The organism is Dasania marina DSM 21967 (genome assembly GCF_000373485.1).
Classification (GTDB): Bacteria; Pseudomonadota; Gammaproteobacteria; order Pseudomonadales; family Dasaniaceae; genus Dasania; species Dasania marina.
Genome location: NZ_KB891586.1, coordinates 146,528 through 159,228, shown reverse-complemented (window position 1 = coordinate 159,228; position 12,701 = coordinate 146,528). Strand labels below are relative to the sequence as shown.

Sequence of the window (12,701 nt, the reverse complement as noted above, 5' to 3'; positions counted from 1 at the left end):
CATGAAAAAAGTAATAGGGTATAGTGATAAAGGAACAGTCTCACCAGGTGAGAATATTCAGTTTATGGTGGGAGGCTACGCTATTGATAATTATAACGTGCAACTGGTACGTGTAATCTGTGGTGATGACAGGCTCTCTGGGCCAGGCTATGAAGAGCAGCTAATAGACTCACCTATTAATCAAACCTACAAAGCAATATCACAAAAAACTCAGATCGGCTCCTTTATTAAGTTTAGTAAAAAAGTTCCACTCAATATGAACGAGGGCTTTCATTTCCAAGCTTATATCAAGCCTACCGCCATTGAGGCAGGTGAACAGACGCTAGTGTGTTGCCTGGATGATAACGGTGATAATGGCTTTAGTGCCTATATTGATAATGCCGGTATGCTTAGTTTGTCTCTACATAGTGGCGGCGATAAATTTAGTTTGCAGGGTCAGGCTAGCCTGATCAATGATAAATGGTACTTAATTACAGCAGGTTATGATGCCGTTAATAACGCCATGTATCTTACTCATAAACCGCAAGTGTCTCACCCTGGTATCAATGATGATCTAAGTATTAGTCAAGCTATAACTAAGCAGGTCAATAGCAGTAGTGACGCTGAGTTGGTATTAGCAGCATCCCCCTTTGACGGCGGATATGGTAATTGCTTTAACGGGAAAATGGATAGGCCAAGATTACTGTCTATAGGCTTACAGCCCTCGGAGTGGGAGGTATTGTTAGCCGATACTATGGCTGATAAATACCTGCCTTTTGTGTTGGGCTATTGGGATTTTTCCCTCGCTATAGAAAGTTTAACCGCTCATGATATTTCCCCGAACATGTTACATGGCGAACTTATTAATATGCCGGCAAGAGGGGTTAAGGGGCATAACTGGGATGGTAGTTGCCTAAACTGGAGTCATTGCCCGGCTTATTACGGAGCCATACATTTTCATGATGATGACTTGATCGATGCAAAATGGCAGCCCTGTTTTTCTTTGGATTTGCCTAAAACTATAAAAAGCGGCGTTTATGCCGTAAAACTAACAGCGCAAGATGATGAAAGTTATATCACTTTTTTAGTACGCGCTGCTAATCCTGGCAAAAATACCAAATTAGCCTTTTTGGCATCCACTGCAACCTACAATGCTTATATAAATTCCCATTGGGCTTTGCATCATGATTTGGCCGAGGCTAGACGTGGCCATGTGCTGGAATTTTCCAAAGAGGAGGCTTTTCTGCAGCAAGCTCCAGAGCTTGGACTCTCCACTTACGATACCCACACTGATGGCAGTGGCGTGCGCTACTCCAGCCGCTTGCGTCCAGCTTTGAATCACGGCCCTAAAACAAGAGTGTGGAATTTAAATGCAGATACGCATTTATTAAGCTGGATGGAAAAAAATAATATTGAATACGAAATTATTAGCGATGAGGATGTCCATCAGCAGGGTGTAGGCTTGTTGCAAAAATATCGTTGTATTATGACGGGCAGCCATCCTGAATATATCAGTAGCGATATGTGGTCAGCCATAGCCTCTTTCCAAGATCAAGGTGGCAGGCTTATGTATATGGGCGGCAATGGTTTCTATTGGCGTATTGCTTTCCATAATGCAATCCCTGGGGTTATAGAAGTTAGGCGTAGTGAAGACGGTGCTCGCTATTGGGCAGAAGAACCCGGGGAGCATTATTTATCTTCCAATGGTGAATACGGTGGCTTATGGCGCCGTGTAGGCACACCGCCTAATGAATTGGTGGGTGTGGGCACCAGAGCAACAGGTTTTGATGGCTGCTCTTACTACCGGCAAACGGCAGAGGCTGAAAATCCGCGCGCAAAATTTATTTTTGAGGGTGTGGCCTCGGATGAGCTTATCGGTGATTTCGGTTATATTTTAGGCGGAGCCGCAGGCCTAGAGATAGATGCTGCAGATTATAAGCTGGGGACGCCGCCCCACGCGCTAGTGGTGGCATCTTCAGAGGAGCATTCACCGCAAATGCTGTTAGCACCAGAAGAAACAGACTTTCACCATCCGCTAATGTCTGGTGCAGATAACCCCTATGTGAAAGCTGATATTGTTTTTTATGAAACAAATAATGGCGGTGCTGTTTTTAGCACTGGCTCTATAGCCTGGTGCACCAGCTTACAATGTAATGGTTCAGATAATAATGTTTCAAGAATAACCAAAAATGTTATTTCCAGATTTGTAAGTGAAGAAAGTTTTTGAAATAGAAATAATAAATACAGGGCTAAGCATGAAGTTAGATAAAAAATTAATTACTCTGTTGTTGTCGTTATTAATAGTAGCTATTGCCGTATTAACGATTTATGCAGGTAAACCCTCGGAGTATATTAATCACCTATTCCAAATGGTGTCATCTAATATGGGATGGCTGTATCAATGGTTTGTCTTGCTATGCTTTTCCTTCTGTTTGTGGTTGTGTTTTGGGCCTTATGCCAATGTTCGTTTAGGTAAGGGGGTTGAGTACTCCAACATGAGCTGGTTTACAATGATGTTCTGTACAGGCATAGGTTCCAGTGTAATGTACTGGGGAGCTATTGAATGGGTATATCACTACAACTCACCACCTTTCGCTATTGAGCCAAAATCTGATGAGGCGCTAAGCTGGGCTACGGCCTATGGAATGCTGCATTGGGGGATCACCGGTTGGAGTGTTTATGCTTTGGCCGCGGTTAGTTTTTCGGTACTATTTTGGCGGGAAAAAATAGTTGATGCCAACTTCGCTACTGCCTGTACGGCTGGCCTTTCAACGTTTAACAAAAAGCTATTATCTTTACCGTTACGTTTTATTTTTGTGTTGGGATTATTTGGTGCTGTGGTGACCTCTATTGGGGTAGGTATCCCTATGTTATCTTATATGGCTGCCCATATTTTTGTTCTGGATCCTGAAACAAACGTTGAGTTAGCTATAGTCTTTGTTTGGTGTGTAATTATTAGTATTAGTGCTTTTACAGGTATTAATAAGGGTATAAAAATAATGAGTAATGTCAACCTGGTACTTGCGGTGGTGATGTTATTTTTTGTTGTTTTTGCGGGACCAACTCAATTCATATTTACTTACTTCACTGATAGTTTCGCCATTCTTTTGAATAACTTTATAAAAATGAGCTTGTGGAATGATGCCGTCGAGGGAGGGAGTTTTCCTAAAGAATGGACTAATTTTTACTGGGCCTGGTTTATTGCCTACGCACCTTTCATTGGTTTCTTTGTCGCGAAAATATCCAGAGGAAGAACGATTAGAGAGGTGGTCATAGGCTTGAGTGTGGGTGGGGCTGTAGGGTCTTGGATTTTTTACGCAGTGTTTGGCGGTAGCGGCGTTTACTATCAGATAGCGGGCTTATTGGATATGGGTAGTATTGTTGCTGAGTCCGGCGGCCCCAGCGGTATATTGCAGTTATTGTTAATCATGCCATTAGGCAAGTTGGTTTTGTGGGTGTTTTTTATTTTAGCCTTTATTTTTATGTCTACTACGGTAGATTCTGCGGCTTATGTTTTGGCAGATGCCAGTGTGTTAGGGCCTTTAAATGAAAAGCTACTATCAGTTAAGTTGACTAGGGTAGCGTGGGTATTTCTTATTTGTGGCGCCTCTTACGGTTTGTTGGTAGTGGGTGGCTTAAAGGCTGTGCAGTCATTTACCTTACTGGTTTCTTTGCCTCAGCTATTGGCCTTAGCGTTGATGCTTTACTCTTTGTATTTTTTGTTGAATAAGTCTACCCCTTGATAGCTTATTTTTGACTGCTTCTATGCTCCTGTAATCTGGCGGAGCATTAGCTATTTATAGCCGTTGTTATCTTTTTTCTTATCCCATTTTGTTATGTTAAAAATATTGACAGCGCCTTATTATTCGACCACTATACATCTGTATAGCCGATACGGCGGTTTTATTTTAATAGGAGTTTATTATGTCTGCGGAACAAGCTTTAGTGGTTGATGTTGTGCCGGTGAGAGAAGATTTCATATCTGCCATGCGTATGGTGGCAGGCGCTGTTACGGTGGTGACTACCGGCTCGGGTGAGAGTGTGCAAGGATCTACAGTCAGTGCGTTTACTTCCGTCACAGCAGATCCTGCAACTGTTTTAGTGTGCTTGAATACTAACAACGCCACCACCCAAGAGCTGTTAAATTCGGGCAGCTTTTGCGTCAATGTATTAGCCGCCCACCATGAAAATGTTTCCGCTGTTTTTGCTGGTGTTGGTGAGTTAAAAGGTGCACAAAAATTTACCGTGGGTTGCTGGCAAAAAAGCCCCTGCGGCGGCATGGCTTTAAAGGATAGTTTGGCAACGTTTCATTGTGAGCTGATAGAGAGCTTTACAGAAGGCTCGCATTTAATAGTTCTGGGAAGAGTGTTAGCTGTTGATACCCAAACCGGTGAACCCTTGGTTTACTTTAACCGTGCCTATTCAGCGGTCACTCCTAAAACGTAAAAAGCAGGAGGCATTTATGCCCTATTTAGAATCTCTAGAGCTGCAAAATCATGTCGCAGACTCTTTGTTAAGACATAATTACAATCTGGATGATTTACCCGATATCTTTACACAGGTGGATCGCGAGAATATTTTATTAGATTCCGTTAAGGCGTTTATTGCCAAGCCCAAAGGCTGTTTTATTGGTGGGGAGTGGATGCACTCCGATACTGATTCGGTGATACCGGTTTATGAGCCTTTTACCGGCAAAGTGTTGAATGTGATTCCCAATCTTAGCGTTAGCGAAGTTGATGAGGCGGTTGTCGCTGCTAGAAAAGCCTTTGCTAATCCAGAGTGGCGTGGCATGAAACCGATGGCTAGGCAGGCTATGTTATTGCGACTATCTGATTTAGTGGAGGAAAATGCAGAGCAGCTTGCCCAAATTGAATCTTTAGATAATGGTAAGTCTATCACCGGAGCTAGAGCTGAACTTAGCTCAGCGATTAATCATATCCGCTATATGGCTGGGTGGTGTTCAAAAATTGAAGGTAAGGTGAACACGGTTTCTGCATCTGGGCAGCAGCATGCTTATACCTTAAAAGAGCCGGTAGGCGTTGTGGCAGGAATTATTCCTTGGAACTTCCCCTTGGTGATGGCGGTTTGGAAAATCATACCGGCTTTAGTGACCGGTTGTACGGTGATTTTAAAGCCTGCTGAGCAAACACCTTTGTCGGCGTTAAGGCTGGCTGAGTTGATTGCAGAGGCTGGCTTCCCCAAAGGTGTCGTCAATGTAATTACTGGCACTGGTGTGCAGGTGGGTGCGGCGCTAGCCAGTCACCCCGGTATTAATAAAATTGCATTTACCGGCTCTACAGCCGTGGGTAAAAGTATTGGTAAGTCGGCCATGGAAAATATCACCCGAGTTTCTCTTGAGCTGGGGGGTAAATCGCCACTTATCGTTTTTGCCGATGCCGATATTGATAAAGTGATAAAAGGTGCGGCCAATGCGATTTTTTATAATCAGGGGCAGGTGTGCTGTGCCGGTTCAAGATTATATATACATAGAGACATACACGATAAAGTGGTGGCAGGTATTGCTGCCATTGCTGACTCACTCACTTTAGCGTCCGGTTTGGATGCGTCATGCGGCATGGCGCCGTTAGTTTCTAAACCTCATCAGCTGCGAGTTAACGGCTATATAGCTCAAGGGCTTAGTGAGGGCGCCAAGTTGGCGACCAAGCGCAGCATCGTGGAAGGTGATGGCTATTTTGTGGCCCCCACGGTTTTGACGGATACCCATAACGCTATGGCGGTGGTTCGTGAAGAAATATTTGGTCCGGTATTGGTGGTGCAGGCTTTTGAGGATGAGGAAGAAGCCCTGCGCTTAGCCAATGACAGTAGCTATGGCCTAGGCGCTAGTATTTGGTCCAATGACTTAACCCGAGTGCATCGTTTAATCCCGCAAATTGAAGCGGGTGTGGTTTGGGTTAATACTCATAATCTTGGTGACCCCAGCCAGCCCTTTGGCGGTTATAAGCAATCGGGTATAGGCAGGGAGCAGGGGCGTGAGCAATTGGATATGTTTTTAGAGACCAAGTCGGTGTGGATAGACCTGAATTAGAGTTTAGTTAGAAGCTGTTTGAGTAGGTGATGTCAGCCTTCAGCTATTGTTAGCTGACTTGTCTGCACCGTAAAATCAGCTTCAATGAAACTTTCGATTTAAACTATTGATTTAAACTTTCGATTTAAACTAGGAAAACTGACAGCCCAGGCCTTAGCGATAGTACTTAACGCCAAGGCAGGGCTTTATACTTCACCGTTTTTCTCTCCTCCACTTCATAGCTGATAGCAATCATCCACTGTTTGTAGTCAGGGTCTATGCTCTGTAGTTTTGCTGTTAGTTCTTGAAAAAATGTGGTCTCTATCGGTTGACCGCGATTGGGCCAAATTCGAAATTTTATTCTGAGTATCTCTTTGCTGGGGTTTAGGATGATGCGTCCCTCAACCGAGGGTGTGGCGATTAATATACCGGGGAATTGTTGCTTTATGGTGAGGGTGAGCTGGCTTGCTATGCTTTCAATCTGTTGTTTTTGTTCTTCATCGCCCCGTAACGTTACGTCAACTATGCAGCGCACATAGCCCCGCGGATAATTAATAATATTATTGATGGTGCGGTTAGGGATGAATACTACTGCGCCCATGGCATTTTCCAGTTCAATAAAACGCATGGTGATAGCTTTGACTACGCCTGTTTGTGTGGAGATTTCAACTAGGTCGCCGACATCAATAAGGTCAGAAAAGATAAAGGTGAGTCCTGTGACGACATCTTGCACCACGCCTTGTAAGCCGAAGCCTATAGCCAGCCCCACAATAGTTGCACTGGCTAAATAGGCGGAGAGTGAAATACCGAATTCCTGAAAGATAAAGCCAACGGAAAAGAAATAAAGGGCGAAGATAATACAGCTGGTGGTGAGAGTGAATAGTGAACCTAGCTTTTGATATTGTTTGCTGGGTTTGCGGGCGAGAATATAATTGGCGAAATGACGAATCACAATGACGAATAAATGCGTGATAACAGCTAAGCCTATAAATGAGGCTAAGCGCAAGGCTAATGGTAGGCTTGCTATATGGTCTATGGCGTAATTCAAACGTATATCCTTAATAATAAATAGTTATGGGCGCGGTCTATGCTGTTGGTGCTATAGATATGGCGAAAAAAGCCAAGCTGTGGCATCGCGCACGCGTGCAGGAAAAGAGCGATGGTCAATGTTTTCTAAAGTTTCCTCCTTAGAGGCCTGTCGTATGGTAGTGAAATGCTTATCCATAGTGCTAACAAAATCTTGGTCAAATATTTCTACAATAAGCTCAAAGTTGAGCCGCAAGCTACGCGGGTCTAAGTTTGCTGAACCTATGTGGGCGTAGTGATCGTCAATCAGCATAAATTTGCTGTGTGCAAAAGGGGCCGGTTGGTAATAAATTTTTACCCCGAATTGTAATAATTCCCATAGCATATTGCGAGTAGCCCAGTGCACCAGCGGCTGATTGGATACGGCAGGTAAAATAATAGCCACATCGACACCGCGCAGTGCGGCAGTTTGTAGTGAGTTGATAAGTATGGCTGGTGGTAGAAAATAGGGTGTCATAATGGCTATGCGTTTAGTGGCCAATGCCGTTGCCGCGGTTAGTATCATCGCTAGTTTGCCTAAATCCTCATTAGGCCCATCGGTAATGACTCGGCAAATAGATTGAGGCTTGTGATTTACTGACAATGGCGTGGACGCTGTTTGGGTGGTTTTTGCTATGTCACTAGCCTGTGTGTCGATAGGCGCATCGTTTGTGATAGCGGCGTCCGTTGCAAAGGCCCAGTCTTCCTCGAAGGTTTCTAATAATTGCGCGACTATGTCACCCTGTAAAGAAAAATGCACATCACTAATGCCTTGTTTGTTACCGATTTCTTGCGATAAATGATGGTCACCAATATTCATGCCACCGGTAAACCCTACCGTGGCATCAACAATCAGTAATTTACGGTGGTTGCGAAGATTGATATGTACCGAGGGTGGCAGTAGCTTAGGGGGGAGGAAACGAACTAGCTTAATGCCTTTGCGTTTTAGGTGATAGCCCGCAGTGGGGAAGCTGTAGAGCTCGCCTATACCATCGAGTAATACCCTGACTTTAACGCCGCGCTGCTGTGCGGCGGCGAGAGCTTGAATAAATCGTTGTCCGCTTTTATCGTTGGCAAAAATATAAGAGGACAAGCAAATACTGTGCTGTGCCTGGTTGATAGTGGCTAGCATTTCCGGGTAGGCCTTATCACCGTTAAAAAGGGGTTGGATACTATTGCCTTCCACGAGTGGGCGCTGGGTAACGGCTGCAGAAGTTAGGGCTAAGCCGCTGAGGAGCGTGTTTTGCGCTATTAGGCTAGGCAGCGTTGCTATCGCCGTTGGCTGCGGTGTTGCCCGTGGTGGGGCGCTGGGTCTTTCATAACTGAAGGGGTTAAATAGTGGTTTGCCAACAAGTTGGTAGGCTTGGGTTTTTACTCGATTGATACCAAATAAATAATAAAGCACAGGGCCGACTAAAGGGTAGGCAACGCTAACGGCAATCCATCCTAGTGCGGCACGCGGATCTTTTTTGTACAGTAGGGCATGCAGAATACTGGTGGTGGCCAGCACGCTGTGTAGCGCTAGTATCAGCCAGGTGATAGTCATACGCTTAGCCTTGGGTCTTAACGTTTATATTAATCACTCTAGGCATGATTGAGGGTAAGACATAGCCGTAAAAATCACTCTTCTGGCTGCGTCTTAATAATCTGACCAGTACCGTTCTGTTGCGGGCGCAGGGTGGCCTGCCGATGGCTGCTCTGGTTGATAAGTGTGGCTAGCTTTTGGCCCTGAAAATATTGCCACTCTTCGGCTCCACCTAGGTGCCGGCTGAGCCTGTATAACAGCTTGTTATATAGGTCGAGGGCGATGCCCCAGTGCTGCTCTTCTTGGCTCAGCCGGGTTTCGTGTAGATGCAGGGCGTCCTTTAGGGTGAGCAGGGGGTTGTTGGCATGATCGGCGCGCAGCTCGTCGTATTGTTTTTCGGCTGCTAAGCGCATACCCCATAGCTGGTTTTTAGCTTGATGCACGAGGTAGTCAGGTGCTTGTTGCTGCAGTGGTTGCAGTTGTTGCAGGCCCTGCCACATGAGGCTGCTGAGGGCGATGACTAGCACTAAGCTGCTGGCGATAAGGGCTAGGCATAAACGCTGATTAAGTTTGACGCTGTTACTGAGGGTTAACAGCTGTGCGCTGATGTCATCATCGCTCATGGTATGTCGGTCCAGGCTTGGGCGCGTTTTTTACTACTAGCCTCTAATCTCTGTAGTCGCTGCTCATAAGCTTCTAGCCAGCGTCGTGATCCTGTATTCATGCTGGCCAGTTCTTGGCTGCCGCTGAGTATCTCGGTAATTAGTTGCTGGTAGTCGGCTTCGCGACTGCGAAACAAGGCTATGCGCTGGCTAGAGTTGGCAGCTTGGTACTCTTGTTGCAGTAGATTGATTCTTAGGTGATAGGCGGCTATGGCTCGGCTTTCCGTGTTGAGATAGCTGCGCAGGCTTGTAATGTCTTCGTCTAAGCGCGTCAGCTGCAATTGCAAGGGGCTGGCAGGTGTCTTGTTAAGGGCCTTGAGTTGGGTATAAAAATACCCTGCCGAGCTGCTCAAGACTGAAAAACAGATCACCGAGATAGCCAGTACGGCGACAATGACTCGCTTATTCCAGCGTATCTGGGCGGTCAGCCGTTCAATTTCTGTGCTGGGGTCTAGGGTTTTTTCTTCGTCGTCATCTTTGCTCATGGTTATACACTATGTGGCTAGAGTGAATTGGCGCTATAAAGAATACTCCTAATAGATAGATAAATCATATATTGCCATGGTCGAGCGCCTATTTACCTGCTTTAGGGTGGGTTTTACTGCTGAGTGGTTGTGCTCTATAGCTATCGCTAATTTTCTGCTAAAATCCTGCCAAATTTATTACCAGTGTTAATGTCGAGGTAACAACATGTCGCAAGCGAGTGCAACTGCGCAGCAAGTAGTACGCGATCATTTAGAGGGGATTAGCTGTCGCCCACCGTTAACAGCGGTGCAGCAGGCCTCTTATAAAGAGCAAATCAAGGCGCTATTAATTCGTGAGAATGCCGTGTTGGTGGCGCATTACTACACCGACCCACTGATTCAGCAGCTAGCCGAGGAAACCGGTGGCTGTGTGTCAGATTCACTGGAAATGGCCAGATTTGGCCGCGATCATCCCGCCTCTACTTTAATAGTAGCGGGGGTTAAATTTATGGGTGAGACGGCCAAGATATTGTCGCCGGAAAAGCGGGTATTAATGCCCACTTTAGAAGCCACCTGTTCCCTGGATATAGGCTGCCCTATAGAAGAGTTTGATGCCTTTTGTAACGAGCATTCAGACCGCACCGTCGTGGTGTATGCCAATACTTCAGCAGCGGTTAAAGCGCGCGCCGATTGGGTGGTTACCTCCAGCATAGCTTTGCAAGTGGTCGATTACTTGCACGCCAAGGGCGAAAAAATACTCTGGGCTCCCGATAAGCATTTAGGTAGCTATGTGCAACGCGAAACCGGTGCCGATGTGCTGCTGTGGGATGGCTCTTGTATAGTACACGAGGAGTTTAAGGCTAAGGCCTTAGAGGATATTAAAAAAGTCTATCCCGAGGCGGGCATACTGGTACACCCCGAGTCACCGCAGGCTATTGTAGAGCTGGCTGACTTCGTGGGTTCTACTTCGCAAATTATCAATGCCGCTAAAACCCTGCCCAATAAGCAGTTTATCGTCGCCACTGACCAAGGCATTTTTTATAAAATGCAGCAGGCGGTGCCCGATAAAGAGTTAATCATTGCCCCTACCGCCGGTAACGGCGCTACCTGTCGCAGCTGTGGCAACTGCCCATGGATGGCTATGAACGCGGTAGATAATATGACCGAAGTATTAGAGTCAGGCAGCAATGAAGTGTTTGTAGACCCTGATTTGGCAGAGCGAGCGATGAAGCCGCTAACTCGTATGCTAGAGTTTTCAGCCGCTAACAAATAAGCTGCCTCCATAAGCTAAAATATTAATAAAAAGGCCGCCGTATATTTGCAGTACGGCGGCCTTTTTTATGCTTTTAGGAACTAGGAACTAAAAGCTAGAGACTTTTAAGCGCCAGCTTTAACTCATTGATTTGGCTAATGCGCTCATTAATACGCAGGGTGGTGAGGTGGTCGTTTTTAGTCAACGGTAGGGCATAGGATAGCTGGGTAGTGGCCTTGTCTAAGATGCCGTTGAGCACAAAATACTCAGCTCTGGCCTGATGCACGCCCACGATATTCCCCGCCAAACCATAGGCTTCGGCCAGTTGATACCACACTTCGGGGTTTTTCTTGTGCTTTTTAACATGCTCTTCCAGCAGCTCAGCGGCTTTGGGGGCTTGGCCCTCTTTCAGTAAAAACGTAGCCAGAGTCATGGTCAGTGGGTGGTTATCCAAAGATACGCTTAGGGCTTTTTCTACGCGCTCTATGCCTTGCGAGCTATTACCGCTGGCCACGTCCAGTTCGCTGGCGGCAATAATATAAGGGATTTGGCTGGGGCTGGCGGCTAGCAGCGGTGCCAGCAGTTTTTGTGCTTCGCCTATTTGGCCATCGCGAGTTAGCGCTAGTACTAAGCCGTATTGATCGGCTTCAGGGTTACGGCTGCGGCTGTTGAGCTTGGCGCGAAAGTTTTTTACCGCCTCGCGGCTATTGTCTATCAAGCTTATGTCGGCTCTAGCGCGCATCAGTTGGTAGTACATATTATCGGTGTAGAGTTGGCGCGGGTATTGATTGGCGCGGTTGCGGGTATCGGCTATGCGTTTTTCAGTGACCGGGTGGGAGAGTAAAAACTCTGGCGGCCGGGTGCCAGCAAAGCGCGAGGCCTTGAGCATATTGCTAAACATGGCTGAGGCCGCGTAAGGGTCTATACCGGCCTCTACCATGGTTTGCATCCCGATGCGGTCGGCTTCTTGCTCATTGCCGCGGCTGTAGCGCAGCTGGTTTTGCAGGCTGGCAGCCTGGGTGGCGGTAATCGCGGCCATGCCGGCATTGCCGCCCTCGGTGGCGGCTAATAGGATACCCGCTAACATCCCGGCCATATTGGGTATGGCATTGCGGCGCTGTTGCTCTACGCCTCTAGCAAAATGGCGCTGGCTTAAGTGGGCTAATTCGTGGGCCAATACCGTAGAGAATTGCGCTTCGGTTTCGGCGTAGTTAAACAGGCCGGTGTGTATGCCTACCACGCCACCGGGCACGGCAAAGGCGTTAATGGTGGGGTTGTTGACTATCACCATGTCTAGACGACGATCTTTCAGTTGGCTATAGGTGGCTAGGTGATAAACCGTATGCTCTAGGTAATCTTGCAACATGGGGTCGCTAATGGTTTTTACCTGGCTGCGAAAAGACATTAGCCACGCCCGGCCCAGTTTATATTCCTGTTGTAGTGAAAACAGGCTGGATGAGCTATCCCCCAGTTCGGGCAATACCGCTTTGCTGTCGTAATTTTGGGCACTGGCGCTAATGCCGTGCCAGGCAGCGCTTAACACCAGCGCAGCAGTGGCTCCGTAGCGGAGCAGCGGCTTATAAGTGATAGTGGTTTTATAGGGCACAATGGTCATATTTTATTGTGTACTTTGTGGTGTGCATAATTGCATACAGAGGGTGATAGTAACCAGCATTGCTAGTAATTGACAATCTAAGCCGCTTAAAGTTGCCCTTACTATGCTTACCCC

10 protein-coding genes are annotated in these 12,701 nt (G+C 46.6%); 5 read left to right on the top strand and 5 right to left on the bottom strand.

Going from position 1 to position 12,701, the window contains the following annotated elements:
- The first annotated feature begins 1 nt into the window (after nt 1).
- The 4 genes from B067_RS0113475 (at nt 2) to B067_RS0113460 (ending at nt 6,025) form a co-directional block, all read left to right on the top strand.
- Complete coding sequence (locus tag B067_RS0113475; protein ID WP_019530610.1) at nt 2-2,206, top strand: N,N-dimethylformamidase beta subunit family domain-containing protein; 2,205 nt, start codon at nt 2-4, stop codon at nt 2,204-2,206.
- A 28-nt stretch (nt 2,207-2,234) separates the two neighbouring features.
- Complete coding sequence (locus tag B067_RS0113470; RefSeq protein ID WP_019530609.1) at nt 2,235-3,722, top strand: BCCT family transporter; 1,488 nt, start codon at nt 2,235-2,237, stop codon at nt 3,720-3,722.
- A gap of 181 nt (nt 3,723-3,903) precedes the next feature.
- The gene (locus B067_RS20500) at nt 3,904-4,425 is read left to right on the top strand and encodes a flavin reductase family protein (RefSeq protein WP_019530608.1); all 522 of its coding nucleotides are present in this window, start codon (nt 3,904-3,906) and stop codon (nt 4,423-4,425) included.
- A gap of 16 nt (nt 4,426-4,441) precedes the next feature.
- Complete coding sequence (locus B067_RS0113460) at nt 4,442-6,025, top strand: aldehyde dehydrogenase family protein (RefSeq protein WP_019530607.1); 1,584 nt, start codon at nt 4,442-4,444, stop codon at nt 6,023-6,025.
- Between the two features lie 166 nt (nt 6,026-6,191).
- On the opposite strand, the gene B067_RS0113455 is transcribed toward B067_RS0113460, so the two are convergent.
- The 4 genes from B067_RS0113455 to B067_RS0113440 form a co-directional block, all read right to left on the bottom strand.
- A complete protein-coding gene (locus tag B067_RS0113455; protein WP_019530606.1) occupies nt 6,192-7,052 on the bottom strand; it encodes a mechanosensitive ion channel family protein in 861 nt (286 codons plus the stop codon).
- A gap of 51 nt (nt 7,053-7,103) precedes the next feature.
- Entirely contained in the window at nt 7,104-8,615 is a 1,512-nt protein-coding gene (locus B067_RS0113450; RefSeq protein ID WP_019530605.1) for a phospholipase D-like domain-containing protein, read from the bottom strand.
- A 74-nt stretch (nt 8,616-8,689) separates the two neighbouring features.
- Nucleotides 8,690-9,217 (bottom strand): hypothetical protein, encoded by a 528-nt coding sequence (locus B067_RS0113445; protein WP_019530604.1) that lies wholly within the window; start codon nt 9,215-9,217, stop codon nt 8,690-8,692.
- On the bottom strand, nt 9,214-9,741 hold the full coding sequence (locus B067_RS0113440) for a hypothetical protein (protein ID WP_019530603.1): 528 nt from the start codon (nt 9,739-9,741) through the stop codon (nt 9,214-9,216). Before B067_RS0113440 ends, B067_RS0113445 begins: the two co-directional genes overlap by 4 nt.
- 205 nt (nt 9,742-9,946) lie before the next feature.
- On the opposite strand from B067_RS0113440, the gene nadA reads away from it, so the two are divergent.
- Nucleotides 9,947-10,993, top strand: a complete 1,047-nt coding sequence (nadA, locus tag B067_RS0113435; RefSeq protein ID WP_019530602.1) for a quinolinate synthase NadA — start codon at nt 9,947-9,949, stop codon at nt 10,991-10,993.
- Between the two features lie 94 nt (nt 10,994-11,087).
- On the opposite strand, the gene B067_RS0113430 is transcribed toward nadA, so the two are convergent.
- Complete coding sequence (locus B067_RS0113430; RefSeq protein ID WP_019530601.1) at nt 11,088-12,587, bottom strand: M48 family metalloprotease; 1,500 nt, start codon at nt 12,585-12,587, stop codon at nt 11,088-11,090.
- Nucleotides 12,588-12,701 lie beyond the last annotated feature (114 nt).

What these genes read in the sequence shown, in the direction of transcription:
- B067_RS0113475 (WP_019530610.1), top strand. Translation starts at nt 2, where the DNA reads ATGAAAAAAGTAATAGGGTATAGTGATAAAGGAACAGTCTCACCAGGT.
- B067_RS0113470 (WP_019530609.1), top strand. Translation starts at nt 2,235, where the DNA reads ATGAAGTTAGATAAAAAATTAATTACTCTGTTGTTGTCGTTATTAATA.
- B067_RS20500 (WP_019530608.1), top strand. Translation starts at nt 3,904, where the DNA reads ATGTCTGCGGAACAAGCTTTAGTGGTTGATGTTGTGCCGGTGAGAGAA.
- B067_RS0113460 (WP_019530607.1), top strand. Translation starts at nt 4,442, where the DNA reads ATGCCCTATTTAGAATCTCTAGAGCTGCAAAATCATGTCGCAGACTCT.
- B067_RS0113450 (WP_019530605.1), bottom strand. Translation starts at nt 8,615, where the DNA reads ATGACTATCACCTGGCTGATACTAGCGCTACACAGCGTGCTGGCCACC.
- B067_RS0113445 (WP_019530604.1), bottom strand. Translation starts at nt 9,217, where the DNA reads ATGAGCGATGATGACATCAGCGCACAGCTGTTAACCCTCAGTAACAGC.
- B067_RS0113440 (WP_019530603.1), bottom strand. Translation starts at nt 9,741, where the DNA reads ATGAGCAAAGATGACGACGAAGAAAAAACCCTAGACCCCAGCACAGAA.
- nadA (WP_019530602.1), top strand. Translation starts at nt 9,947, where the DNA reads ATGTCGCAAGCGAGTGCAACTGCGCAGCAAGTAGTACGCGATCATTTA.
- B067_RS0113430 (WP_019530601.1), bottom strand. Translation starts at nt 12,587, where the DNA reads ATGACCATTGTGCCCTATAAAACCACTATCACTTATAAGCCGCTGCTC.